Origin of the sequence: Psychrobacter sp. Ps1 (assembly GCF_022129425.1) — a bacterium.
Classification (GTDB): Bacteria; Pseudomonadota; Gammaproteobacteria; order Pseudomonadales; family Moraxellaceae; genus Psychrobacter.
The window spans coordinates 1-25,275 of sequence record NZ_JADQAN010000012.1; the positions used below are offsets into that span (position 1 = coordinate 1).

The 25,275-nt window shown below is 43.4% G+C and carries 24 protein-coding genes; 10 read left to right on the top strand and 14 right to left on the bottom strand.

Annotated features, from left to right (window positions below):
* Nucleotides 1-120 precede the first annotated feature (120 nt).
* Nucleotides 121-600: a hypothetical protein gene (locus I3249_RS07575; RefSeq protein ID WP_238069362.1), complete on the top strand. Its 480-nt coding sequence runs from the start codon at nt 121-123 to the stop codon at nt 598-600.
* A gap of 386 nt (nt 601-986) precedes the next feature.
* On the top strand, nt 987-1,673 hold the full coding sequence (lolA, locus tag I3249_RS07580; protein ID WP_238069364.1) for an outer membrane lipoprotein chaperone LolA: 687 nt from the start codon (nt 987-989) through the stop codon (nt 1,671-1,673).
* Between the two features lie 121 nt (nt 1,674-1,794).
* On the opposite strand, the gene scpB is transcribed toward lolA, so the two are convergent.
* The 8 genes from scpB to mrdA all read right to left on the bottom strand — a co-directional run bounded on the left by scpB (nt 1,795) and on the right by mrdA (nt 9,873).
* Complete coding sequence (gene scpB / locus I3249_RS07585) at nt 1,795-2,355, bottom strand: SMC-Scp complex subunit ScpB (protein WP_201571332.1); 561 nt, start codon at nt 2,353-2,355, stop codon at nt 1,795-1,797.
* A 124-nt stretch (nt 2,356-2,479) separates the two neighbouring features.
* The gene (locus I3249_RS07590; protein WP_238069439.1) at nt 2,480-3,340 is read right to left on the bottom strand and encodes a segregation/condensation protein A; all 861 of its coding nucleotides are present in this window, start codon (nt 3,338-3,340) and stop codon (nt 2,480-2,482) included.
* A gap of 138 nt (nt 3,341-3,478) precedes the next feature.
* The gene (locus I3249_RS07595) at nt 3,479-4,564 is read right to left on the bottom strand and encodes a tryptophan--tRNA ligase (RefSeq protein ID WP_238069366.1); all 1,086 of its coding nucleotides are present in this window, start codon (nt 4,562-4,564) and stop codon (nt 3,479-3,481) included.
* A gap of 108 nt (nt 4,565-4,672) precedes the next feature.
* Entirely contained in the window at nt 4,673-5,761 is a 1,089-nt protein-coding gene (locus I3249_RS07600) for a lipid A biosynthesis acyltransferase (protein ID WP_238069368.1), read from the bottom strand.
* A 332-nt stretch (nt 5,762-6,093) separates the two neighbouring features.
* Nucleotides 6,094-6,480 carry a 30S ribosomal protein S9 gene (gene rpsI, locus I3249_RS07605; RefSeq protein WP_021813618.1) on the bottom strand — a complete coding sequence of 129 codons (387 nt, stop codon included), beginning with the start codon at nt 6,478-6,480 and terminating at the stop codon, nt 6,094-6,096.
* 10 nt (nt 6,481-6,490) lie between these two features.
* Entirely contained in the window at nt 6,491-6,919 is a 429-nt protein-coding gene (gene rplM, locus I3249_RS07610; RefSeq protein WP_057761004.1) for a 50S ribosomal protein L13, read from the bottom strand.
* A 212-nt stretch (nt 6,920-7,131) separates the two neighbouring features.
* Nucleotides 7,132-7,818 carry a 16S rRNA (guanine(966)-N(2))-methyltransferase RsmD gene (rsmD, locus tag I3249_RS07615; RefSeq protein ID WP_238069370.1) on the bottom strand — a complete coding sequence of 229 codons (687 nt, stop codon included), beginning with the start codon at nt 7,816-7,818 and terminating at the stop codon, nt 7,132-7,134.
* Between the two features lie 69 nt (nt 7,819-7,887).
* Nucleotides 7,888-9,873, bottom strand: coding sequence for a penicillin-binding protein 2 (mrdA, locus tag I3249_RS07620; RefSeq protein WP_238069371.1), 1,986 nt, complete (start codon nt 9,871-9,873; stop codon nt 7,888-7,890).
* 493 nt (nt 9,874-10,366) lie between these two features.
* Here mrdA and I3249_RS07625 point away from each other — a divergent pair, with 493 nt between their 5' ends.
* The 6 genes from I3249_RS07625 (at nt 10,367) to adk (ending at nt 17,511) form a co-directional block, all read left to right on the top strand.
* A complete protein-coding gene (locus tag I3249_RS07625; RefSeq protein WP_101206367.1) occupies nt 10,367-11,701 on the top strand; it encodes a hypothetical protein in 1,335 nt (444 codons plus the stop codon).
* A gap of 280 nt (nt 11,702-11,981) precedes the next feature.
* Complete coding sequence (locus I3249_RS07630) at nt 11,982-14,012, top strand: heme lyase CcmF/NrfE family subunit (protein ID WP_238069372.1); 2,031 nt, start codon at nt 11,982-11,984, stop codon at nt 14,010-14,012.
* A gap of 1 nt (nt 14,013) precedes the next feature.
* Nucleotides 14,014-14,691, top strand: coding sequence for a DsbE family thiol:disulfide interchange protein (locus tag I3249_RS07635; protein WP_238069373.1), 678 nt, complete (start codon nt 14,014-14,016; stop codon nt 14,689-14,691).
* Complete coding sequence (locus I3249_RS07640) at nt 14,688-15,245, top strand: cytochrome c-type biogenesis protein (RefSeq protein ID WP_238069374.1); 558 nt, start codon at nt 14,688-14,690, stop codon at nt 15,243-15,245. Before I3249_RS07635 ends, I3249_RS07640 begins: the two co-directional genes overlap by 4 nt.
* On the top strand, nt 15,242-16,522 hold the full coding sequence (ccmI, locus tag I3249_RS07645) for a c-type cytochrome biogenesis protein CcmI (protein ID WP_238069375.1): 1,281 nt from the start codon (nt 15,242-15,244) through the stop codon (nt 16,520-16,522). Before I3249_RS07640 ends, ccmI begins: the two co-directional genes overlap by 4 nt.
* A 335-nt stretch (nt 16,523-16,857) precedes the next feature.
* The gene (adk, locus tag I3249_RS07650) at nt 16,858-17,511 is read left to right on the top strand and encodes an adenylate kinase (RefSeq protein ID WP_179798483.1); all 654 of its coding nucleotides are present in this window, start codon (nt 16,858-16,860) and stop codon (nt 17,509-17,511) included.
* A gap of 192 nt (nt 17,512-17,703) precedes the next feature.
* On the opposite strand, the gene secB is transcribed toward adk, so the two are convergent.
* From secB to rsgA, 4 genes are all read right to left on the bottom strand, one after another.
* Nucleotides 17,704-18,156: a protein-export chaperone SecB gene (secB, locus tag I3249_RS07655; RefSeq protein WP_057760989.1), complete on the bottom strand. Its 453-nt coding sequence runs from the start codon at nt 18,154-18,156 to the stop codon at nt 17,704-17,706.
* Between the two features lie 192 nt (nt 18,157-18,348).
* Entirely contained in the window at nt 18,349-18,612 is a 264-nt protein-coding gene (gene grxC, locus I3249_RS07660) for a glutaredoxin 3 (RefSeq protein WP_238069376.1), read from the bottom strand.
* Nucleotides 18,613-18,971: 359 nt separating this feature from the next.
* A complete protein-coding gene (locus tag I3249_RS07665) occupies nt 18,972-19,427 on the bottom strand; it encodes a rhodanese-like domain-containing protein (RefSeq protein WP_057760987.1) in 456 nt (151 codons plus the stop codon).
* A gap of 221 nt (nt 19,428-19,648) precedes the next feature.
* Complete coding sequence (gene rsgA / locus I3249_RS07670) at nt 19,649-20,752, bottom strand: ribosome small subunit-dependent GTPase A (protein ID WP_238069377.1); 1,104 nt, start codon at nt 20,750-20,752, stop codon at nt 19,649-19,651.
* Between the two features lie 230 nt (nt 20,753-20,982).
* Between rsgA and orn the strand changes: the two genes are divergently transcribed.
* Entirely contained in the window at nt 20,983-21,570 is a 588-nt protein-coding gene (gene orn / locus I3249_RS07675; RefSeq protein WP_057760984.1) for an oligoribonuclease, read from the top strand.
* A gap of 119 nt (nt 21,571-21,689) precedes the next feature.
* Here orn and I3249_RS07680 read toward each other — a convergent pair whose 3' ends face one another.
* Both I3249_RS07680 and I3249_RS07685 read right to left on the bottom strand, forming a co-directional pair.
* Complete coding sequence (locus I3249_RS07680) at nt 21,690-22,559, bottom strand: UDP-2,3-diacylglucosamine diphosphatase (protein WP_238069378.1); 870 nt, start codon at nt 22,557-22,559, stop codon at nt 21,690-21,692.
* 123 nt (nt 22,560-22,682) lie between these two features.
* Nucleotides 22,683-23,198 carry a peptidylprolyl isomerase gene (locus I3249_RS07685; RefSeq protein ID WP_057760980.1) on the bottom strand — a complete coding sequence of 172 codons (516 nt, stop codon included), beginning with the start codon at nt 23,196-23,198 and terminating at the stop codon, nt 22,683-22,685.
* 312 nt (nt 23,199-23,510) lie between these two features.
* On the opposite strand from I3249_RS07685, the gene I3249_RS07690 reads away from it, so the two are divergent.
* Nucleotides 23,511-25,250: a glutamine--tRNA ligase/YqeY domain fusion protein gene (locus I3249_RS07690; RefSeq protein ID WP_238069379.1), complete on the top strand. Its 1,740-nt coding sequence runs from the start codon at nt 23,511-23,513 to the stop codon at nt 25,248-25,250.
* Nucleotides 25,251-25,275: the final 25 nt, after the last annotated feature.

Here is a 25,275-nt window from a genome sequence, read left to right on the forward strand (position 1 = left end):
TTATGATTATGTTTGATGACCGTATTAGTAAGCATTTAATCTAAATGGCAGTTACACAGAATCTGGGATGGTCTCGACTTATCACCTTTTAAATACATCTATCTTTATGGATTCGCGCTCGTGTTTTTTACGCCGTTAATGTTTGGAAATTATTTCTCGGATTTTGCGGGAATAACACCCTTCGCTCAATCCATGGAGCTAGCCTCGGGTAGAATAAGACTGTTGAATGACCTTACAGTCTTGTACTTCATAATGATTTTTATTGCTATAACAGCTGCTTATTTTTTAAAAGGATTGTCATTTGAGGTTGTCAGAGAATTCAAATTAGCTGCAAGAAATTCAGATAAGTTGAATCATGAAGTGGGAGAAAATCCCAAAAGATCTATCTTTATAACTGCATCGCTACTTATCGCTATCAACTTAGGCTGGGTTTGGTTTTTTGGTTTTACTTCAGCGGGTAACTCTAAAGTAATGAGAAGTTATTTAGAGGGAACTGAAACTTTCATCATCATGGCTATTTTTGTAGGATTCCTAGCGAATTTTTATTTATTAATTTATGCATTATTAATGATGGAAGGCAGGAAGCACGTCGTCTTTTAAGGAAAGCATTAGTCATAATAATTAAATTGCTTACCAAAATTAGTATGAGTATTCGGTCGTAGTAGACATATTTCTTGCTTTTTTAAACTATTGACTTACCTGTTTAAAAGTTTAGCTGTATTCATTAACACAGTTTTGCCAATTAATGATGCTAAATGCAAACTTTTACCGTGTAACTGCATTGGTTACAAGCGTGTATGGCAGCCGTAGTAAAGATTGCAAATCATGACTAGGCGCGTAATAAAAAAACTGGCACACTGTTGCCATTGCTGATGGTTACCAGCTTTAGCTTGGTAAAATCAGTATTTATAGAAAACAAAAATTTCAATAGAACATTTTATTTTAGCGACAACTTTAAAGCGATTATGCTTTTTTAGAGAGGATTTATGGTGAACTTATCTACGAAAAAATCAACCCAACAAAAAATGATGAGTGGTGCTTTAGCAGGTGTATTAATGACATCGCTAGGTATCTCAGCGCCAATGATGGCATTGACTCAAACGGCTACAGCAGCTCCTGCTGATAATCTAACAGCTGCTAAACGTCTGAACAAATTGCTGACCAATACCAAGAGTATGACAGCCAATTTTAGTCAAACGACTAAAGGCGCGAGTAGTGGTACGTTTAAAGGCTCTATGAGTGTACAACGTCCAAATAACTTCCGTTGGGAAACCAAGTCACCATCAGAGCAGTTGATCGTTGCTAATGGTAACTCTATGTGGGTTTATGACAAGGATTTAGAGCAAGCGACTAAGCAGAATGTCGACAGCCAAGTAGGTAATACGCCAGCTTTGCTACTGTCAGGTGATCCAAGCAAGATTGATCAAAACTTCAAAATCACTCAGCCATATGACAACAAAAACTACTATGTGCTCTATCCGAAGTCAGACAGCGCAAGTTTCAAAAGTCTTTCAATAAGCTTTAGTGGTGGCAAACCTGTCATGATGGTATTGAATGACACCTTGGGTCAAACAACTTCTATCAAGTTTAGCGGTATCAAAATGAATCCAAGTATTGGTAGCAGTCAGTTTAAATTTACACCGCCAAAGGGTGTTGATGTGATTAATCAGTAATTAACAGATATATTGCTAGGTTTTGATTATCAGTTCAAAATTAGCAACATAATAAAAAGGACAGATCCTATGAGGTCTGTCCTTTTTTATGTGAGTAACTATAGTTTGTTCAGCAGAAAATTTAAGACATGGCTCGTATGGTTTCCATATCTGGCATAGGTGGTAATTCATCTAAATGGCTTAATCCAAAGGCATCTAAAAACTGCGCAGTAGTATGAAGCAATGCAGGACGGCCTAAAGTATCTTTAAAGCCTTTCTCCACAATCCAGCCTTTATCAAACAACTGGCGCAGTATATTGCTCGATAATGTTACTCCGCGCACATGCTCGATATCACTGCGTGTCACAGGTTGTTTATAAGCAATGACACTTAGGGTTTCAAGTAAAGCTTGGCTCAAACGTTCCTGACGCTGCGGAAAAATACGCTGAATTAGACTGCTATAGTCATCAGATATCTGTAAACGATAACCGCTGGCGGTCTCATGTAGCCTAAGCACACCTGTATCTAAGCGTTGTTGGAGTACTTCCAAAGTTTGCTTTAATTCTTTAGTAGATAATGACAAATGTTTTTTTAACGAGTGAGCTGTCAGCGGTGCCTCTGACGCATGCAACAGCACTTCGATACGTTTACTCATCTCTTCCAAAGAATCATGCTGCGCTTCAGCTGATGGTGATGTAGTCATAGCTGTTGATTCTTGGGTTTCGTCATGTTGCTTTGGGTCTTCAATATCTACCATCTAAAGTATGCTCTTATTTCAATATTGTGATTTTGATAGAGAATGGGCTAGGAGACAGTCTTAGAGCCTGCTAGGCAAGCCACTGTAACGTAAGTGCGGTAGGCTCACTATCCATATCAGACGGTTCGTCATTGAGAGCAGAGTTGACGATATCGCTATCTACCTCAGTATGGACAACACCAACCAACTGTCGCTTTATAAGCTCAAGTACGGCGACGAAACTTACGACCACGCCTATTTTACCTTGTGCTTTATCTAGTAGTTCATAAAAGGAGCGCGCCCCATCTGTACTTAATTGCCTGCTAATACTGGCAATACGATCGGCAAGGGGTACTGCATCAACTTTGATTGTATGCATTTGATAGTCAGGCTGTAGTTGCATTTTAAATAAGCTATCAATCAGCAAGTTAGGTGAGTAGCTTGGCAGTTCCGCATTCATAACATCTTGACCAGGCATACTAACCATTGCCAAAAACACATCGCGCTCTAGACGTACTAGATTGTCTAAGCGCTGACTGACCACTTTGATTTGCGCGTATTCTTCGAGGCGTTCGATCAGTTCTGCTTTTGGGTCACGCTCATCGGTTGGGGTGTCAGGGGCGGGTAATAGTAGTTCGGTTTTGATAGCGATGAGCGTTGATGCCATTAGCAGATAATCACCCGCTAATTCAAAGTGCTCGGTATCCAATTCACCGATATAAGCTAAATATTGCTCAGTGATGGGCAGAATGGGCATCTGGGTCAAATCGACGTTGTTCTTTTTGACCAAATACAATAGAAAATCCAATGGACCAGCGAATTGCTCTAACCAAATAGCAAAGGCTTGCGGTGGTACATATAGATCTTCTGGCAAATGCTGCACAGGCGTTTGATAGATACGTAGCGACATATCATGGTTGACTGATTCATCAGGCTCATTCTGATTGTCCATAGGCTCAGAGATTGAATCAGCCATAGCAGATAAGGCGGCTTTAGACAAAGCCGCCTGCTTGGTGTTTGGTTCAGTTTGCACGTTTAGCACCCGCTTTGATAATAAATTGCGCCAGTAAAACGACTATTCCAGCAACGATTATTTAAGCTTAGCAAGCGGACGGATACCGATAGCACGGCGAGCTTTGTCTAGTTGCTTACGACTATGGCGACGGGCTTTATCCGCACCCATCTGCAAGATTTCTTCTAGCTCTTTTGGATTGGCCATCAGATCTTCATAACGTGCACGGAATGGCGCGATTTCGTCATTAATCTTATCAAACAGAGCTTGCTTAGCGTCACCCCAGCCAATACCAGCGGCATAACGCGCACGCATATCAGCAATCTCTTCAGGGGTCGCAAATGCTTTATAAATCTCAAAGATAGCTGAGTCATCAGGATCTTTTGGATCATCAGGTAGCTGTGAGTTAGTCACAATTTTCATGATGGCTTTATGCATTTGTTTTTCAGGACTGACCTGTGGATTTGGCTCACCGAATAGGGGAATCGTATTGCTATAGCTCTTACTCATCTTGCGGCCATCAAGCCCAGTAAGCAGCGGTATATCGTTATCAACGACTGCGGACGGTAGCGTGAAAAGCGACTTATAACGATGATTAAAAGTACCTGCGATATCACGCGCCATCTCGATATGCTGTACTTGGTCACGACCAACAGGTACATGGGTCGCATTAAACATCAAGATATCAGCCGCCATTAGCACTGGATAACCAAACAACCCCATGGTGACACCTTGATCAGGATCGACATCGGCTTTTTCTGTATTGATATCAACGGCTGCTTTATAGGCGTGGGCGCGGTTCATCAAACCTTTGGCACATGAGCAGTTCAAAATCCAAGCAAGCTCTGGAATTTCAGGTACGTCTGACTGACGGTAGAATGTCACACGCTCTGGGTCTAGACCACAAGCAATCCACGTGGCTGCAATGGCTCTCGTCGATTCATGAATGATAGCAGGGTCATAACAACCGATAATGCCATGGTAGTCTGCCAAAAAGAAAAACGCTTCATGATCACTATTTTGAATAGACTCAATCGCTGGACGAATCGCACCAACATAGTTACCTAAATGCGGAATACCAGTTGGCTTGATACCAGTCAGGATGCGCTTGGCTTCGGTTGAAGTATCAGAAGTTTGATTGTCAGGAGTACTGTTATTGCTCATGGAAAATCCGTTATTTTGTTTATCAAATTATTATCAGTGCATAGCTAAAATGCAAAATATTAGCCGCAAAGTATAGCAAACTTCACCAGTATTTTTGGGAATAAAGGCTTACTTATAGATATCAGTACGACCGTTTGGCCCATGTTTAAAACGACGATGGAACCACATCCACTGGGTGGGATCAATACGAATGAGTCCTTCTAAAACTTCATTGACCCGAGTGGCATCAGCGACTTCATCTTTACTTGGATAGTTGTCTAATTCTGGCGTAATCGTCAAATGATAATGAGGGCGTTTACCATGCGGCAAATTGTCAGGTGTCTGCCGATAAGTATGCAGTGCCATAACAGCTGGTGGCTGTGCTTTGCTACCCAATTTCGCCATGCGACGCGATGCAGTAATGGTTGCGGCAGGCACACCGAAGAATGGCGCCATGACCCCTTGCTTGAGACCATAGTCTTGGTCAGGAGAGTACCAGATGACGTGTCCTGCTTTGATAGAGGTAACTAGGCTACGCATATCACGACTAGAGATTTGCTTACCAAATATATTGGTACGACCATTATAAATAAACCAGTCTAATAGAGGGTTATTCTGTGTACGATACATACAATCTACTGGGAAAAACTGCGCACATAATAAGCCACCCAAATCTAGCATCGTATAATGTGCACCTAGCAGGATAACTGGTCGCTGCTCATTTTGCGCATTAACAATATGCTGTAACCCTGAGATGGATACAGTTCTAGTAAATATATTGGGCCTGAACCAAGCGCATAACGTTTCAAACACACCAATGCCTTGATTGACAAATACTTGCTTGGCCATTAATTCACGTTCAGCTTCAGGCTTCTCTGGGAACGCCAACTTCAGGTTGATTAATGTATCGCGTCTACGTGAGCCAGCAATTTTATAAATCAATATACCGAGCTTACGACCTAGCCAAAATTGCCAGCGTAATGGCAGATATATCATCGGTAGTATTATTAAGAATAATAACCAGATGCCCCAATTCTTGGGTAATAAGAACTGCCACTGAAATGGCTTGTTATCTGCTTGCGCTGTACGCTTATGATTTTGAGTAATTGTCGGTGTGCCAGCCGGTATCGCAGGCGACTTAGCCGACTGTTTCATGCTAGGCGACACGCTGCTATTGGCAGATGGTTTGCTAGGGTCAAATTGTTCTGGCGCTTTCATAATATCCTTCTGCAGCACGGTTTGAGGCATCATGGCAAATAATAAAAAGTTACTGATATGATGGGGTAGCGTGTAATGCTTTGCAAGTTAGAATTTCTACAGACGCTCTACTTTGTAGTGTCGAAACAAGGTGCTCATGTTGATTATCACCATAAAATAAAGCTGGTTTGATGAAGTCAGTCAGATAACCAACACGCTATCAGTAGGCATAAAAAAACCTTATAAGCTGTGACCAGCTTATAAGGTTTTGCAAAACCAGACTCTTATTTAACTTTGCCACTGAAGCTCTGAGAAAAAGACAACAGCAGCAAAAAGATAAGAGAGAGTTTTGATTAACGTTTTGAGAACTGTGGACGTTTACGTGCTTTACGTAGACCCAGTTTCTTACGTTCAACTTGACGTGAATCACGAGTAACAAAACCAGCTGCTTTTAGGGCAGGTTTCAAAGTTTCGTCAGCTTCGATTAATGCACGTGTGATGCCGTGGCGGATTGCGCCAGCTTGACCACTAATACCACCGCCTGCAACAGTTACATATAAGTCATATGCGTTAGCAGAGTCTAGTAGTTCTAATGGCTGACGTACAACCATGCGTGAAGTTTCACGGCTGAAGTATTCATCAAGTGGCTTACCGTTAACAACGATACTACCAGTACCTTTTGATAAAAATACACGAGCAGTAGACGTCTTGCGGCGACCAGTTCCGTAATTGCGTTCCATAAGTATATCCTTAGATGTCTAGTTCTTTAGGTTGCTGTGCAGTATGTGGATGATCAGTACCCGCATAAAGTTTCAGCTTCTTGATCATCGCATAGCCAAGAGGGCCCTTTGGAAGCATACCCTTAACTGCTTTGTGTAGAACATCTTCAGGCTTATGTGCAAGCAACTTATTGAAGTTGGTTTCTTTAATACCACCTGGGTAGCCACTGTGACGATAGTACTTTTTGTCTTGTGCTTTTTTACCCGTTACCGTGATTTTGTCAGCATTGATGACAACAATAAAGTCACCAGTATCAACGTGCGGAGTAAAAGAAGGCTTGTGCTTGCCACGTAAGCGAGTTGCGATTTGAGTGGCTAAGCGACCAAGGGTTTTGCCGTCAGCATCTACGACATACCAGTCATGGGTCACTTCAGCTGGTTTTGCACTAAGTGTTTTCATGATAAAACCTTAAAATTAGAATTCGTTGAGAGTTTAGCTGGGAACGGGGCTCTCAAAAAACAGACTGCACATTATAAGCAGTAGCGCCTACGCTTGCAAGCTGCATTGGGGGTTTATTTTCGCCTTATATACATTAAACTGCAGCGTTGGCCAGTTTTTTAGCGGTTTTAAACATTTGTAAAGTTTGTTAATGGTATTTATTAACCTGACAATTATGACGATGATAGACGATAAAGTCCAGCGACAACTTGTCCAACTTTGGTATGTTTGAGACATTCAAAAGCGATTGGTTGCTGAGTAACGCTTGATTGAGAGTCCAAATTCTCATTTAGCGACGCTTCCAACTGCTTAAGCTGTGCTGACAAATCTTTATCAGCTTCTAAATAAATTAATGTTTCAGTATTGATTAAGGTATTGGTAATAAGCGCAGTCAAAATAGGCTGCCATAAATCCTGAGCATAAGGTGGATCGATAAATACGATGTCAAAAGGGCGCGCAGTCAGCTGCTCTTGACGTAATATTTGCTCAGCAGTGCCAGTGATGATTTGATAAGCAGCAGCCTCAAGGCGTAATTGCTCAGCGCTCTGACGTAGCATGTTACTTTGTGCTGGATTGATTTCGATAAATGTCGTGTGGGCAGCGCCGCGAGATAGCGCTTCAAACCCCAGTACGCCACTGCCAGCACAGCTATCAAGTACATGAGCATCATGAATGTCAGCGAGTAGCCAGTTAAATAAAGTCTCCCGCAAGCGATCTGGGGTCGGGCGCAGGCCATCTGCATCGATAAAACTTACAATACGGCGCTTAAACTGACCACCGATAATGCGCACATCACCCGCTGCCGCACTTTTCGCCTTACGGTTATTCTTTGGTGCGCGTCCATTTGAGGTTTTTTTCATTATCGTGTCTCGCTTACCAATTCTTTGCTAGGTTTTACTTTTTATACTATTAACTACTTAAACGTCTAGTTACTCAGACGTCGCTGCTGTCGCTTCAGCTTCCGCGGCTTCTTTCTCTTCTAATGCTTTTGCTTCTTTATCACGAATGGCATCACGCATCGCTTTTTCAAAAGCCTTTTGGCGTTTAATAACTTTTAGCTCATCAGCAGAAGGTGGCAGCACAGGATCTGTCTTACGTTGTAATACCCAGTAGTCAAATAGAGCACGGCCAATAGGCGCTGCAACAGCACTACCACCGCCGCCATTTTCAACCAATACCGCAAGGGCAATCTGCGGGTCTTCTACTGGGGCAAAACCATTAAACCAAGCATGATCCCAGTGGCGCTTATCAATCGCTGACTTGTCATATCGTTTGCCCTGCGCGATAGATTTCACCTGTGCAGTACCTGTTTTACCAGCGATACGATAGCGCGGGGTATAGATACCGCGTCCTGTACCATTTTCTACCACGCTTTCCATTGCATCATGCATACGCAACCAGTCGGACGGCTTACCGTTGTAGTCGATTTTGCCATCTGGCTTAGTGATGATTTTGACGTCCGCAGCACCGTCACTGCTCTTTAATAAATGCGGAGTAATGTGCTGACCTTTACTGGCTGTCATGGCTGTAGCGTTGGCAATCTGTAGCGGTGTTGCCAAGAAATATCCTTGTCCAATACTAACCGAGATGGTTTCGCCCGGTAGCCAGTCTTTATCGTAAGTGTCTTTTTTCCATTTTGGTGATGGCATGATGCCTGATTTTTCATTAGGTAAATCAATACCAGTATCTTCACCAAAACCAAAGCGTACCATCCAATCGTGCAGACGTTGAATGCCCATCTCATAAGCCAACTTATAATAATAAGTATCGACCGACATCGCGATGGATTTTTTTAGATCTACCGTGCCATGACCGCCACGTTTCCAATCGCGGAATCGATGCGTGTCTCCAGGCAAGCTAAAATAACCAGGGTCATAGATGGTGCTATTCCAATCGCGTAGACCATAATGAATACCGCCCAAACCCTCAAATGGCTTGATAGTAGAGCCAGGTGGGTAGGTACCTTGTAGCGCACGGTTATACAGTGGTTGATCCAAATCTTCACGCAGATCGTCGTAGTCTTTGAAAGAAATACCCGATATAAAAGGGTTAGGGTCGTAGCTTGGATTACTAACAAATGCCAAGACATCACCGTTTTTTGGGTCTATCGCGACGATTGCACCACGGCGTCCATCAAGTTGCTGCTGGGCGATGGTTTGCAAACCATAATCCAAGCTCAACGTAATATCGTTACCCGCTATCGGCGGCTTGGTATCCAGCTGGCGTAAGATATTACCATGTGCGTCTGTTTCTACCGATTGATAACCCGGTTGCCCAAGCAAAATATCTTCATAGTAATCTTCGATACCAATCTTACCAATTAGGTCAGTACCAGCGTAACGGTCTTTATCGATACGCTTTGACTCTTTGTCATTGATACGTCCGACATAGCCGATGACATGGGCAAACAGCTCATCATAAGGATAAGAGCGTGTAAGCTTGCTTTGGATAGAGACGCCGCGGAAAAACGGCTTACGCTCACTAAACTGAGCCAACTGTGCTTCTGTTAAATCGATTTTAATCGTCACAGGGTCGTTTTTATTTTTACTTAGACGCGCCAAGATATCAGTAATATCTGTATCGGTTAAATCAAAAATCGGCGCAAGCAGATGCAACGTGCGCTCAGGATTTTCGACCTCATCAGGGCTGAGCATCGCTGTAAATACAGGCTGATTGTCTGCCAGTATTACCCCGTTACGATCATAGATATACCCACGACTAGGCGGCGCAGATATCAGTTTGATACGGTTGTTATCGGCTTGCGTTGTGTACTGATCATGAGCGTAGACTTGCAAATACCCATAACGTGTTATCAAACCGCCCAAACCAATCAATATTATAATCCCAAAGATGATAATACGATTGGTAAAGGTGCTGTTGACCTGTTCGGTATTGGGAGTTATCGGTTTATTCATAGAAGATCAGAGCCCAAACGGTCAGTGAGTCAATAAAAGAAAAATAAGAGGGCAGGTTGGTTAACCAAAGTGCGGTGAGTCTAAAAGATAATGCAAATGGTTTCAATCACATAGAAGGGTATGGGGTGAAAACGTTATGCAGTCATTTATACGCAGGTAGTCTTTGTTATTGCACTACAAATTATAACAGAACAAATGAGCAGACGCAGTACTCAGTCATATATTTTGTCTTGATTATCTACTGACCAAGCACTTGCTTATATTTAGGTTTTTATTGGTTAACAGACGATATGAACCATGTCATCTTTAGTCACAACTTGCCGCTGGTCTATATGTGCTAATAAATGGCAAGTATGCTAAAATCAGGCGATTTATTTTATAGTAGTTATTATGGGCGGAGCGTCTTTTGAAACGTTCTCATTTTGCTAAAGTCTCGTTATCAGTAGCGACAATATTAGCAACGACAATCAACCTGTCAGGGACTAGATAAGTCATGGACGTAAATTCATTATGGCAGACGATAGCTGAACACCCAGAGTTTTTTGCCATGCTGACCATTCCACCAGTGACGGCATTCGTCACTTGGGTACACGTGTGGATGGCGCTCAAGATGCTGTTTTATCCGGTTAAGTTCTGGGGTATTCGTATTCCAAACTTCCCATTTTTTGGGTTACCAGGTATCGGTTGGCAAGGTATCGTTCCGCGCAAAGCGGGCAAGATATCAGGGGTTATCGTTGACCAGACGCTCTCAAAACTCGGGTCGCTTGATGAGTTTTTTAAGGCGATGGAGCCTGAGCAAATGGCGATATTTGTCACTGATACGGTGGACAAAAACCTTGAGCCGTTGATTGATGAGATTATGCTGGATCACTCGCCAGCATTGTGGGGCAATCTGCCTTACGCCCTAAAGCGCCGTGTCTATGCGCAAGCCCATAAAGAGCTACCCAGTATTATGCAGTCGCTTGTGACAGATTTGACTTATCATGTCGAAGACTTGGTCGATATGCGCAAAATGATTGTCAACACGATGGAAAACGATCGTCGCTTGATGGTCAATATGTTTCTCAAGGTTGGTCAAAAAGAGATAGACTTTATCTGGCACATTAGTGCTTTGATTGGTCTGGTATTTGGTATTATCCAGATGTTTATATTTTTGGTGGTGCCGCAGCATTGGACCGTACCGTTCTTTGCCGCAATTTGGGGTTTTCTCACCAATTGGATTGCCATTTGGATGGTATTTAATCCAGTAGAGCCGCACTTTATACCTTATTTGAAGTTGTTTACGGTGCAGAGTCGCTTTCCATTTATCAAACCCGTCATACCGCATATCGCAAAGTATCGTTTGCAAGGCGGCTTTATGAAGCGCCAAGAGGAAGTTTCTGAGGTTTTTGCTGAAATTGTGGTAAAGGATTTGGTCACTTTAGAAAACATCATGAATGAAATGATGTATGGCGATCGCTCAGCGCAAACCCGTGATTTGATGAAATCGCATCTATATACGGTGCTAGAGTCACCAGTGATTAGTACGACATTACGTGTGGGATTGGGTCGCCGTGATTATGGACAACTCAAAAATACCATTATCGACAAGTCTATTGTCGCAACAATGGTACCACTGCGAGATCCTGAGCTAAATGAAAGCCGAGCCAGTAAGATATTCGGTCTGTTTCGCGATAGAATACGTGCGCTCACGCCAAATGAGTTTCAAAATCTGTTACGTCCAGCTTTCCGAGAGGATGAGATGACGTTGATTGTTTTGGGTGGTTTGACTGGTTTTCTAGCAGGTTGGTTGCATTTAGTGTTAGTATTTTTCCCCTCAATGCAATAATGCACTAATAATTATTTTTAATTAGTTATGAACGGCTGTATTGAATAAGCTTTGAATAACTAAAAAATGTAAAGTTAACAACAGATAAGCATTTTGTATCAATCATTCATATTGGTACGTCACAATGATAGTAGCGGGTTTTATGTGCTTCTACAGCAATTGAAACCTCAGTTTTTAACCGTAAACTATGACCGCATAAAGGACTATTAGCGTTTGCCAGTGGCTAGCAATGCCATCGGTGAACCCTTAATTGTATCCAAGGTAAACAAGGTTAGACCATATGTTAATCACAGAATTGGGTTATTTTGCCTTGCTGGCCGCTTTTATATTGGCGATTTTGCAGGTGGTACTACCAACCGTTGGCGTCATGCGTGACCACGTCGCTTGGCAGCGTTTGGCGCCAAGTCTAGCATGGGCGCAATTTGCGGCAATGATTACCTCATTTGCTGCGCTGATGGCAGGCTTTTATTACAACGACTTTAGTCTCGTCTATGTCACTCAGCATTCCAATACATTGCTGCCTTGGTACTACAAGCTGTCGGCGACATGGGGCGGGCATGAAGGCTCGCTGCTGCTTTGGATGACCATCATGGCCACTTGGTGTGCGTTGGTCTCTTACTTCAGTCGTGGGTTGCCGTTGTCTATGCGTGCGCGAGTGCTTGTTATATTGGCAGGCGTGCAGATGATGATGCTAGCGATGCTTATCTTTACCTCATCACCGTTTGATCGCACATTACCCAATTTACCTGTTGATGGCGCGGATCTAAACCCTGTATTGCAAGATTTTGGTCTGATTATTCACCCACCGATGCTTTATATGGGTTACGTGGGTATGGTTGTGCCATTTGCGTTTTGTATGGCAGCACTGTGGGAAGGGCGTTTGGATGCGGTATGGACACGTTGGTCGCGTCCATGGGCATTGGCTGCTTGGGGTTTCTTAACAGTCGGTATCGCGCTTGGCTCATGGTGGGCTTATTATGAGCTTGGCTGGGGCGGTTGGTGGTTCTGGGATCCAGTAGAGAACGCTTCATTGATGCCGTGGTTGGCAGGGACGGCGCTACTGCATTCACTTGCTGTTACCGAAAAACGCGGTGTATTTAAAGCATGGACAATCATGCTTGCAATCTTTGCTTTTGCGCTTAGCTTGCTTGGTACGTTCTTAGTACGTTCAGGGGTCATTACGTCAGTGCATTCATTTGCCGCTGATCCAACGCGTGGTCTAGTGATTCTAGTCATCCTCGGTATTATCGTCGGTGGTGGTCTGTTGATGTTTGCTGTACGTGGTTGGCGTTTGACGGTCGAGAGTCAGTATCGACTTATCTCACGTGAATCATTTTTAGTGATTAACAACGTTATTATTCTAATTTCAACCTTAGTGGTACTACTTGGTACGCTATATCCTATTATTGCTGATGCCTTTAACTTAGGTCAGGTATCTGTTGGCCCTCCATACTTTAACGCTCTATTTGTGCCGTTGACATGGCTGCTACTGGTCGCGATGGGTATGGGCTCTAATATCCGCTGGAAACAAGACAGCCGCCCACTATTGGGTGCTGGTATGGTTATCGCGGTGAGCAGTTTGGTATTGGCCGCCATTATCACCTATTTCACCAGTCCATCAGCGATGCTAAATATCGGTGTCACATTGGCCGTGAGCTTTTGGGTGTTGTTATGGATGGTTGTCGATTTCAAAGACAAGACTAAAAATGCACCAAGTCGTTTAAACGGTTTACGTCAGTTGCGTCTGAGTTATTGGGGTCAGCAAACCGCTCATATTGGTGTCATCATTGCAGTTATCGGTGTGGCATTTACCACTACGTTGAGCATCGAGCGTGATGTGGCATTAGGGCCTAATGACAGTGTCAATGTACAAGGCTATGACTTTACGGTAAAAGGTTTTAGTGAAGTCAAAGGCAGTAACTTTGACGCTACGCAAGCAGAAGTAACAGTCAGTAAAGACGGTCAAGAAGTGACCACGTTATATCCTGAGAAGCGTAACTATATTATCAGTATGATGCCGATGACAGAAGCTGCGATTGATGCCAATTTGATGCGTGATGTGTACGTAGCACTTGGTGAGCCAATTGCTGAAGATAGCAATGAATGGGCTTTCCGTATCTATGTCAAACCACTTATCCGCTGGATATGGTTGGGTGCGCTTATCATGGCGTTCGGTGCATTGCTCAGTATGCTAGACAATCGTTACCGTATCAAAAAAACCAAAACACCTGCGCAAATCGCGGCCAAAAAATCAGGCTTTGCGACGGTTGCAGATTTGGATACGTCAGCTACAAAGATAGGGGAGCGTTAATATGACTACCTCAAATAATGAACCTGATAAAAAAGCTCAGCAAGAGGCTGTCAACGGGATTAAAGCGCCAAGCAGCAATAAAGTAAAAACTAAGAAAAAACTAAAAATTGGGTTTTTGATTCCGCTGGTTATCTTTATTGGTTTGGTCGCTATGCTCTATATGCGTTTGGGCAAACCGACTGATATCGTAACCAATACGGCGCTTGAGCGTCCAGTACCTGCCTTTGAGCTGCCATTATTATCAGATACCAGCCGTATCATGACCAATGACAACTTGCCAGATAAGCCATTTCTCATGAATATTTGGGGCTCTTGGTGTCCAACTTGTATCATTGAGCATCCTTTTTTGATGAAGCTAGAAGAGCGCGGTGTTAACTTGGTGGGCGTAAACTACAAAGATGATATTGGTGATGCGTTAGGGTATTTGAATCGCGGTGGCGACCCGTTCTCTATGTCTATTCAGGACTTGTCAGGGCAGTTCGCTCTTGACTTAGGTCTGACTGGTGCGCCTGAGACTTTTATCGTCGATGGTGATGGGATTATTCGTCAGCATATCATCGGTGAGATCAATGAGAGCAATTGGCAAAGTCGTATTACACCTTGCTTGATGGTACTCAATGACGCTAGTAATAATGGTGTCAGTCCAGATCCGAACCAAGTTGCGGAGGCGTGCAAATGATAGCCTACCAAATAAGAAATGTGACCATAAAGTTAGCAAGCTTGTTAATTGCTTGTCTATTCAGCATGGCAAGCGTTGCTGCCATTGATGTCTATGATTTTGATTCTGTGCAACAAGAAGCCCAGTATCGCGGTCTCATTGAAGAGCTGCGCTGCCCGAAATGTCAAAACCAGAACTTGGCAGGGTCTGATGCGCCAATTGCCCAAGACCTAAAGCAAAAAACCTATGATTTGATAAAGGATGGTCGTAGCGACGGCGAGATTCGAGCCTATATGCAAGAGCGTTATGGCGACTTTATCAGTTATAAGCCGCCAGTACGTCCTTCAACATGGATTTTATGGTTTTTCCCACCGTTATTATTGATCGTTTTATTGGTCGGTTGGTTTTGGCAAAGTAAACGCCGTCAGCTTGTCGCCAGCGGCGAGAGTGGTGTGGCAGTAGACAACCACGTCAAAGCGTTGTCTGCCGCTGAAAAAGCAGAACTTGATCGCTTATTGTCACGAGCCAATAACGATGACAAAGACGACACTACAAGCCTTGGGGGCAAAAAATGACCATATTTTCTACTGTTGGCTTATTTATTGCGCTAAGTTTACTTGTCGCTCTGTTGTTGGGTGTTATCACCATTAAGCCGTGGTTAAGAGCACCGCGTTCGCATAGTAAGCCCGTGGACAATCAACTGCTGGATATCAACGTTGCTGTGTTTCGTGAGCGACTAGCAGAGCTGAAAACAGATAAAGACAGTGGTATCATTGATGACCATCACTATCAAAACCAGAAGCTTGAGCTTGAACGTCAGCTTTTGGATGCTCAGCGTGAAGTGTCACCGATGGTCACGCCAGGTATCAAGAGCCGATTGATTATTATGGTTTGGGTGCCTGTATTGACTGCTATGGCATATCTGATGGTCGGTGATCGCACACCTGTCTTTGAGCTGTGGGCTGCTGAGGACAAAGTCGGTCAAGTGGCGGACGATTTATTAACAGGTAGAATCGATCAGCCACCTGCTTGGGCAATTGAAGATGGCAATCAGCTGATTAGTGCCATGCAGACTAACGTCTATCGTCATGCCAGTGACTACAATCGCTGGATGCGTTTATCAGAGCTGTTCTTGTCATTAGAGGCGACTGATTCGGCATTAGAGGCTTTGTCGCGCGCTTATCGTCTATCACCTGATAACGAAGAAATTGCGACCACTTATGCGCAGATTAGTTTCTTTGCTAATAAGGGTCAGTTAGATGCCAATAGCCGCCGAGTGTTAGAAAACATACTGGCCAAAAACCCAGAGCATGAGGGCGCACAAATGCTTATGGCGATGGGTGAAGCACGTGCTAGTAACTTCGATCAAGCGCAAGGCTGGATTAAACGTCTGCGTGACAGTATTGCGGCCAAACCAGGTGATCATACGCAAGCGCTATCAAGTCTAGATGAGCTTAGCGCTAACGTAGTGATGCAGCAGCAGCAAGCCTCTGAAGGCGTCGAAGTAACGGTCAAAATAAATGCTAGTCTGTTACCATTGGTAAAAGCTGACGATACGCTATTCGTAGCAATACGTGATGTGAAAGGTGGTCCACCATTTGCGGCTAAGCGTCTACCGATTAGTAATATCAAACAAGGCGAAGCGATTATTAGTCTAAGTGATCTTGATGCTATGATGCCAGAGCGTACCCTAAGATCGGCTCGTTCTGATAAAGTACAGCTAGCGGTCATCGCTCGTATCAGTCATAGTGGCAATGCTACTGCAGAGTCAGGCGACCTTTCGGGCAATCCCGTGGTTATCAGCGCAGAACAAAATCAGGTCAACGTGGAAATCAATCAGCAAGTGCCATAGCCATAGTAGTAATATAAATACTGGACGCTAATGGTATTTATTATACAGACGCTGTTGCTCAGTACGTACGCGAGCAGCAGTGCTATGATTGCTCTAATTTAAAAGAGATATGAAATGAACCCAGATATATAAATGGGCGTTTCAAACGCAGTCAATGCTGCTATTTTTTATCTTGAAGTGACCATGTATGAACAGATAAGTCATGCCAACTTGTCACATCAATAATGAAAATACTTGAGCTTTGCAGGGCCACAAGGTAAGGTAGCTTTGCAAACAACTAATCCCAGAGTTTTATTAATCCCAAAATCCTATCTATTAAGGAGAGTCGTGTAATGATGCGTATTATTTTACTAGGACCACCAGGCGCCGGTAAAGGTACCCAAGCCCAGTTTATTTCTAAAGAATATGATATTCCACAGATCTCAACTGGCGACATGCTACGTGCAGCAATTAAAGAAGGTAGCGAGCTTGGCAAAAAAGCCAAAGATATCATGAATGCTGGTGGTTTGGTTTCTGATGACCTCATTATCAACCTAGTGAAAGAGCGTATCGCTAAGCCTGATTGCGTGAATGGTTGTATCCTAGATGGTTTCCCGCGCACTATTCCTCAAGCGCAAGCACTTGCAGACGCTGATGTTGCTATCGACCATGTTATCGAAATCAGCGTACCTGATGACGAAATCGTGAGCCGTTTGTCTGGCCGTCGTCAGCATCCAGGTTCAGGTCGTGTTTATCATGTCGATCACAATCCACCAAAGGTTGAAGGCATCGATGACGTCACTGGTGAAGCGCTCATCCAGCGTGAAGATGACCAAGAAGCGACTATTCGTGACCGTCTATCTACTTATCATGAGCAAACATCAGCATTGGTTGGTTTTTACCAAGACAAAGCTAAAGAAGGCGGTGATGCGCCTAACTATGACAAGTTTGATGGTACGCAAGGTATCGATGACGTTAAGCAGCAAATTTTGTCTGCACTAAAAGGCTAACTATCGAGGTTAGCTAATTGATTTAGCCAGTCGATGTAGTCATTGAAGACCCTGTTTAATAGCAGGGTTTTTTTATGGCTGATAATTTTATGCCTCATAAAACATACCCACAAAAAAACCGCTTACTCATTATAAGTAAACGGCCTTTTATCAAATATACGACTCGTAGAGCTCATATATTTTAATTAATGCTTATGCATTACCTTGAGCATCAACTTGTGCTTGCTGCTGGCTTTGTGCATACGCTTGATCAAAGTTCACAGGTGCTAGTAGCAATTGTGGGAAGCTACCACGTGTCACGATGTCACTGATGACTTCACGAGCATATGGGAACAACACATTAGGGCAGTATGCGCCTAGGATTTGACCGATTTGATCTTCTGGAATGTCTTTTAGTAAGAAGATACCTGCTTGATGCACTTCAGCGATAAATGCGGCTTCTTCCGCATTTTTGGCAGTAACGCTCACAGTTAGGATGATTTGATAATGATCGTCATCTAGTTTTTCAGCGTTGCTAGACAAATTGATATCAAGCTCTGGATTCCACTCTTTAGTGAATACGCTAGCGCCTGGGACTTCAAGTGACATGTCTTTTACGTAGATGCGTTCTAGTGCCAATTGTGGTTGTGCTTGTTCTTCAGCCATGGTAAATCCTCTAAAATTAAATCAAATGATTGGGCAAATCGTCATTTTAATAAAAGTTCATTGTAATATAAATCGAGACTATTTTTTGGTATTGTCTCGATATTTTTTATCATTACTTCTTACTGCTCTATTAAAACCTGACACTGTCTATCCTTACATAAATAAAGACAAACAGTAAAGAAAGGTAGCAGATTAACCAGCCAATAACTCGTCAAGTTTGCCTTGCTGGTTCATTTGGTTGAGCTCATCAAAACCACCGACGAAAGTTTCGCCAACGAAGATTTGCGGCACAGTGCGGTAGTTATTGGTTTTTTTCATCAACGCTTGGCGCTCTTCGCTGCTCATATCGTGCATGCCGATTTCTTCATAATCAACGCCTTTGGTTTTTAGTAGTTGTTTGGCGTTTGAGCAGTATGGGCAGATAGGGGTAGTGTAAACTTTCACAGATACAGCCATGGTAAATCCTTATTTATAAATTTATGGGATAACAAACGTATTATAAAGAGCATGATAAATTATCATAGTCTAAGCGTTGGTATAGTCTGTTATCAATGAGTAAAGTACAAATGCATTCGGTGATGCTCATTACTAAAGTGGGGATGGGCATAACAAATTCAAGCCGTTTTGGCTCAAAACGTATTTTAGTGCTGTAAAACATGATAAATAGGTCATAAAAAATAAACCACAAAAAAAGACACCCAATAAAAAGGTGTCTTCTTGATAGCGTTGGTAGCGCTGATAACATTAGTCAGGTCGAATAAACATCAGCTAAGCGATGTGTACAAATGCTTCACTTAAGCGCCTATACAAGTCTATTACTTGCTTAGACTTGGTTTTGTTTTACCTTTAGCCTTTGCTTTGGCGTCTTTTACACCAACCAATGGCATGCCAGCGCCTTGCCAGCCACCAATACCGCCCTCTAAGCGATAGACACTATCTTTACCAATCATCTGAATCGCAGCGCCTGCTTGGACGCCCATGTCGCAGATGATAATCACTGGCTGCTCAATCGCGCGAATCTCTTCTAAGCGGTCTTTGAGGTCAGTGAACGGTATGTTACGGCTGCCTTGAATATAGCCTGATTCAAACTTCTTCTTAGCGCGAATATCGATAAGTTGCGCGTTTTGAGAATTGACCATCATGCCAAGCGTGTTAGGCGATATTTTTCTACCGCTACGTTTGTTTTCAATCGTAAAAAACAGTATAGCAAGTACGGCTAATATACCAAATAAAAACGGGTGGTTGCCCACAAATTCCAGCGCACGATCCAAACCATACCTCCAAAAAAATAAGTGTTCTATTAAGCTGAGAAGACAGCCCAATGATAGTGAACAAGGCGCTATTATACCGATAAGGCCATCTATAGTAAACGGGCGATGACACAGGCAGTAATTGAGCGGTTATTGTACCTATCTATGGATCTTCTCAGCCTAATAAAAGTATCCACTCACAAGACCGCGTTTAATTAAAGCGAACAGTAACAAGCCAAATACTAATAAGGCTTAGTATCTGCCTCTTCTCGTAGCGTAACGAGGTTTTCAACGCGGCGCTGTAATACCTCACCATCAGCTACGGCTTGCCATAGTGCGCAGCCTTTGCTGTTATGGGTGTGACGACAGTCACGGAATTGGCAATCACCGGCCAATGGTGCCAGCTCGACGAAGCCTGAAATAATATCATCAGGGGTAAGGTGCCAAATACCATACTCACGAATTCCTGGTGTATCGACGATACCGCCTTGAGTGAGATCTTCTGGATTGAATGGCAGCAGTCGACTGGTCGTCGTGGTGTGCTGACCGAGCTTAGAGTTTTGCGAAATGATATTGACGCTCTGTCCAGAGTCAGGCAGAAGGGCATTGATTAAACTGCTTTTGCCGACGCCAGATTGACCCGCGAAGATGACCAGCTTTTTATCTATATAGCGTTTTAGTTCATCAAGGCCTTCTTGCTCATCGCTTTCAGCGATATTTTCAGGGCAATCGACCGAAGTTAGAACACTTTCATAGCCAAGCGCGGCATATTGTGCCAATAGCTCATTGGTATCCACGCCGTTTTCTGCTGCCAATAAATCGGCTTTGTTGAGTACCAACAGTGGTTTGACACCTGCATGATGGCATACCACAAGATAGCGATCGATCAACGTTGGCGCGGCGGCAGGTAATGGTGCAAAAACAATCGCCAAAATATCGACATTCGCGGCAACAGGTTTGAGCTTATGGTAGCGGTCAGGACGAGAAACCAGCGATGTACGCGGTTTGACCGATTCGATACGGCCAAAGCCAGTATTAGAGTCAGCATTCCAGCGCACTTGATCGCCAGCAGCTAGCATCGGTAGATTGGTACGCACATGACAGCGCCAGATATCATTCAATTCAAGCGTTTGCCAAAACGGCTCAGGATCATCAGGCGCAATCTCTGGCTGCTCAGGTATAACAGCAGGCAGGCTAGTGACTTGTACTTCTAGTTGCTTACCGTAATGCGCCATGACCACGCCATCCATCAAACTGTCATCAATACTATCTTGATTGGACAGTTGCTGCTTGTCGATGCGACGAATCTGTTGTTTAGTCAGTTTGCGTTGCCGGATTAATGCCATGGGTTTTTGACCTATTATAAAAATATTGCTAAGTGTAGCGTGAAAATTTGCTAACATACAGCCTAAAGCGTCTGCGGCAGACAGTGGTTTTGTAATATTTTGGCTGCTTGCTAGATTTTTTGAATCAATCAGTGCATGACAAACCTGCCTGAATATGAGTATTCAACCGCAATACGTTTTGTAAATTATGTTTAAAACTGTCCCAAAATTTAATGACCATAGGATATTGTATGACTACCGGTGACCATCCCAACAAGATTAAAATCAAAAATCAAGGCAAAAAAGGGCTGGTGTGGATTGATTTAGAAATGACCGGACTTGATACCTTAAACGATGAGATTATCGAGATTGCTACTGTCGTCACTGACGAAGATTTGAATGTACTTGCTGAAGGGCCTGTGTTTGCTATCAAAGTATCGGATCAAGTCTTAAATAAAATGGATGACTGGAATACCAAGCAGCATGGTCAATCAGGATTAGTCGATCGTGTACGTCGTAGTACGGTGACATTGGCAGAAGCCGAAGCGGAGACCATCAAGTTCCTGAATAAATGGGTTGATAGTGGTAAGTCACCAATGTGCGGTAACTCTATCTGCCAAGATCGTCGATTTATGGCGCGCCAAATGCCAGAGCTTGAGCGATTCTTCCATTATCGCAATCTTGACGTGTCATCAATTAAAGAGCTTTGTTTCCGCTGGCGTCCTGATATCTTAAAGAACTTCGAAAAAGGTGGCAGTCATTTAGCCCTAGATGATATTCGTGACTCTATCCGTGAGCTAAAGCATTACCGTCAGCATTTCTTTAAGCTAATACCTTAAATAGCTAGCAAGCGATAAGCTATTTAAAAGTGTAGTAAAAGAATTGTAGTAAAAAAACAAAAGGGTCTGTTGATATTTTAACAGACCCTTTTGTTTTTTAGATAGATTCAACGATCAAGTCAAACAAGCATTGTAAACTCAAACAATTCAAACCCAGCATCATTACTACTAAAGCTGTCATTTGAATGCTCGTTATCTGTCACTGCACCAATCACCGCACTGACTTTCGGCTGGCGGGTGTCTTTATCTAACAATCGCCAGTCGCCAAGCACGTAGCGCTTTTTATCAGCCGTCGCCTGATGAATGTCTGGTCGATGAGTATGTCCGTGCAACAATGCATCGCTACTAGTAATGGCTTGACGTACGGCTTTATCATTCACGTCCATGATATGCGCAGCTTTGTTCGCATTATTCTGTTGGCTTCTTTTACGTATGTTGTCTGCAATTGCCAAGCGTTTTTCTAATGACTTATTGAGCAGATACCACTGAATTAAACGGTTACGCATAATTTTGCGAAAGAACTGATATTTTTTATCATCAGTACAGAGTGCGTCACCGTGTTCTAAGCGGTAATTCTGCTGACCAACAGGCAAAGTATATGGCTCGTTGATAAGCTCACCACCGAACAAATTACAAAACGGCTGACCCAACAAGAAGTCACGATTGCCATGCATGACCAATATCTCACAGCCATTGATACGTAGCTGTTTTAGCTTTGCAATCAACGGAGTTAGCCAATGCGTTATTTGTTCATCCTCTGACCTTTTTTCTTTTAATAGAGATAAATACGTATCATCACCTAGCCACACCTCAAACCAATCACCCAATATAAAGAGGTGTTTGAGCGCTGGCAGGGCAAGGCAGTCATCAAGCAGCGCCAAAAAAGCCTGCACTAAGGCAGGCTCCTGAGGCGATAAATGCAAATCGCTAATCAATACTTGCCGCACTTGATGAGGGCGGGTCGTGATTAAGTGATCAAAACTTTGCATTTATCTTGGTCCTCGTGACTTATCGTATGGCAAGCATGACTCAATAAACTCTACTAGAAAATGCTCGCTCATTCACAGCTATCGTTAAGTAACTATTACTGAATAGCTGCTATTGAATGACTATTACTGAGTAATGATGGTTGCTGAGTTGATAACAACTGGCTCTTTTGGCACATCAGCATGCATACCGAAACGACCAGTTGGTACGCTGCGCATTTTTTCGATAACGTCCATACCGCTTGTTACTTTACCAAATACGGTGTAACCCCAACCTTGCATGTTTTTGCCAGAGTGGTTTAGGAAGTCGTTGTCTTTTACGTTGATGAAGAACTGGCTAGTCGCTGAATGCGGATCTTGGGTACGCGCCATCGCGATAGTACCTTTATCATTTTTCAGGCCGTTGTCCGCTTCGTTTTCGATAGGCGCATTGGTTGGTTTTTCATTCATCTCAGCGTCCATTCCGCCGCCTTGAATCATAAAACCATCAATGATGCGATGGAAAATTGTACCGTCATACTGACCAGATTTTACGTAGTTTAAAAAGTTTTCTACGGTTTTTGGCGCTTTTTCTTCGTTGAGTTCGATAACGATCGCACCCATATTAGTTTCAAGTTCTACTACTGGTGGCATGTCTACCATGGGATATTCCTTTTTGATTGCAGCGCCTTAAATAGCACTATTGTGAGTGGTGGTTAAAAAGTTACGGGTAGTCTAACGGCTTTTTTATCCCGTGTCATGTATCAGGCTGTTAATGCGTTTGCGAAACCTGATAGAATAACGCAACTTTACCCATTTTTGGCAAATTTTGATAATGCGGTCGCACTATCTAAGTTTTAATATTCTCGCTTTATTTTAATATTCTCGTTTTATTTTAACACTTTAGTTTAAACGTTTCGTGATGCGTGATGGCACGCACCATGAACTGACAATTTGCGTTAGGAGCAATGCCCGATGAGTGATCACTCAAGCAACAATGCACAAAAAGATGAAGCAAAAAACGATTTTATTCGTAATATCATTCGTGACGATGTCAATGCGCAAAAATACCAGCAAATTGTAACGCGCTTTCCGCCTGAGCCAAATGGCTACCTACATTTAGGCCACGTAAAATCTATCTGCTTAAACTTTGGTGTGGCCAAAGAGTTCGGCGGTGTGTGCAACCTACGTTTTGATGACACCAACCCAACCGCTGAAAAGCAAGATTACATCGACAATATTAAGAACGATGTGCAGTGGTTAGGTTTTGAGTGGGCAGGCGAGGCACATCATGCCTCAGGTTATTTCGATCAGCTACATGCATGGGCAATTCAGTTGATTGAGCAAGGTGACGCTTATGTTGATTTGCAAACTCCTGAGCAAATCAAAGAAAACCGTGGTTCATTCAATGAAGCGGGAACGCCTTCACCATATCGTGATGCCAGTGTTGAAGAAAACCTAGCGCTTTTCAACGATATGAAAGACGGTAAATACGCTGAAGGAAAGGCTATTTTGCGCGCCAAGATTGATATGGCTAGCCCAAATATGAACCTACGTGATCCTGTTATCTATCGCGTGATGCATCAAGCGCATCATCAGACTGGTGATAAATGGTGCATCTATCCGATGTATGACTTTGCTCATCCACTCTCAGATGCGTTAGAAGGAATTACCCATTCATTATGTACGCTTGAGTTTGAAGATCATCGTCCATTTTATGATTGGGTCATCGAAAAAATCGGCTTTGACGTACCGCCGCATCAGTACGAGTTTAGCCGCTTAAACGTTGATCATACATTGACCAGTAAGCGTAAGCTAAAGCAACTGGTAGATGAAGGTATCGTAAGCGGTTGGGACGATCCCCGTATGCCGACCGTCGCTGGTATGCGCCGCCGTGGTTATACGCCAGAGGGCTTGCGTGATTTTTGTGAGCGTGTGGGTGTGACCAAAGCGGATAGTGTGGTTGATTTCCGTTTACTAGAGTTTAGTGTTCGTCAATCGTTAGAGACGACTACTGGTCGCGGTATGGCAGTCCTAAAGCCATTAAAAGTGACCATCACTAACTTTAGCGAAGCGGTCAGCAGCTGGGAGTCACAAAAAGCCGATAGCGTTAATGCACGTTTTGACGATACGACGCAGACACTTTGGTTGACTCAGCCTAATCATCCTAACGTCGATATGGGTGAGCGTGAGATTCCATTTACCGAGACGCTATACATTGACCAAGGTGATTATGAAATTGAACCGCCAGCAGGCTACAAACGTCTCTCTCCAGAAAAGCCAGAGATTCGTCTGCGTAACACCTATGTGTTAGCCGTCACTGAGCATATCACTGATGAAAATGGTAATGTCGTTGAGCTAAAAGCGACGATCGACCCTGCTACTTTGGGCAACAACCCTGAAGGCCGCAAAGTCAAAGGTGTGATTCATTGGGTATCAGCCAGTCAAGGTGTGCCAGCGACAGTCCGCATGTATGAGCAGCTATTCAGTGCTGAGGACCCAAGTGGCGTCGCTGATGTTCATCAAGCGCTAAACCCGAACTCGCTCACTGAGCTAAATGCAGTGGTTGAACCATCTTTGGTCAATGCAGATGCTGGCACGCGTTTCCAGTTCGAGCGTGAAGGTTACTTCATCTCTGACAGCGAAGATCACAGCACTGATAAGCCAGTATTTAACCAAATCGTTAGCTTACGTGATAGTTATAAGCCAGCTTAATTTATGTTGGCTTAGTGTTTAAAAG

Coding starts and splice junctions, on each gene's coding strand:
- lolA (WP_238069364.1), top strand. CDS start 987: ATGGTGAACTTATCTACGAAAAAATCAACCCAACAAAAAATGATGAGT.
- scpB (WP_201571332.1), bottom strand. CDS start 2,355: ATGACTACATCACCATCAGCTGAAGCGCAGCATGATTCTTTGGAAGAG.
- I3249_RS07590 (WP_238069439.1), bottom strand. CDS start 3,340: ATGGACAATCAGAATGAGCCTGATGAATCAGTCAACCATGATATGTCG.
- I3249_RS07595 (WP_238069366.1), bottom strand. CDS start 4,564: ATGAGCAATAACAGTACTCCTGACAATCAAACTTCTGATACTTCAACC.
- I3249_RS07600 (WP_238069368.1), bottom strand. CDS start 5,761: ATGAAAGCGCCAGAACAATTTGACCCTAGCAAACCATCTGCCAATAGC.
- rpsI (WP_021813618.1), bottom strand. CDS start 6,480: ATGGAACGCAATTACGGAACTGGTCGCCGCAAGACGTCTACTGCTCGT.
- rplM (WP_057761004.1), bottom strand. CDS start 6,919: ATGAAAACACTTAGTGCAAAACCAGCTGAAGTGACCCATGACTGGTAT.
- rsmD (WP_238069370.1), bottom strand. CDS start 7,818: ATGAAAAAAACCTCAAATGGACGCGCACCAAAGAATAACCGTAAGGCG.
- mrdA (WP_238069371.1), bottom strand. CDS start 9,873: ATGAATAAACCGATAACTCCCAATACCGAACAGGTCAACAGCACCTTT.
- I3249_RS07625 (WP_101206367.1), top strand. CDS start 10,367: ATGGACGTAAATTCATTATGGCAGACGATAGCTGAACACCCAGAGTTT.
- I3249_RS07630 (WP_238069372.1), top strand. CDS start 11,982: ATGTTAATCACAGAATTGGGTTATTTTGCCTTGCTGGCCGCTTTTATA.
- I3249_RS07635 (WP_238069373.1), top strand. CDS start 14,014: ATGACTACCTCAAATAATGAACCTGATAAAAAAGCTCAGCAAGAGGCT.
- I3249_RS07640 (WP_238069374.1), top strand. CDS start 14,688: ATGATAGCCTACCAAATAAGAAATGTGACCATAAAGTTAGCAAGCTTG.
- ccmI (WP_238069375.1), top strand. CDS start 15,242: ATGACCATATTTTCTACTGTTGGCTTATTTATTGCGCTAAGTTTACTT.
- adk (WP_179798483.1), top strand. CDS start 16,858: ATGCGTATTATTTTACTAGGACCACCAGGCGCCGGTAAAGGTACCCAA.
- secB (WP_057760989.1), bottom strand. CDS start 18,156: ATGGCTGAAGAACAAGCACAACCACAATTGGCACTAGAACGCATCTAC.
- grxC (WP_238069376.1), bottom strand. CDS start 18,612: ATGGCTGTATCTGTGAAAGTTTACACTACCCCTATCTGCCCATACTGC.
- rsgA (WP_238069377.1), bottom strand. CDS start 20,752: ATGGCATTAATCCGGCAACGCAAACTGACTAAACAACAGATTCGTCGC.
- orn (WP_057760984.1), top strand. CDS start 20,983: ATGACTACCGGTGACCATCCCAACAAGATTAAAATCAAAAATCAAGGC.
- I3249_RS07680 (WP_238069378.1), bottom strand. CDS start 22,559: ATGCAAAGTTTTGATCACTTAATCACGACCCGCCCTCATCAAGTGCGG.
- I3249_RS07685 (WP_057760980.1), bottom strand. CDS start 23,198: ATGGTAGACATGCCACCAGTAGTAGAACTTGAAACTAATATGGGTGCG.
- I3249_RS07690 (WP_238069379.1), top strand. CDS start 23,511: ATGAGTGATCACTCAAGCAACAATGCACAAAAAGATGAAGCAAAAAAC.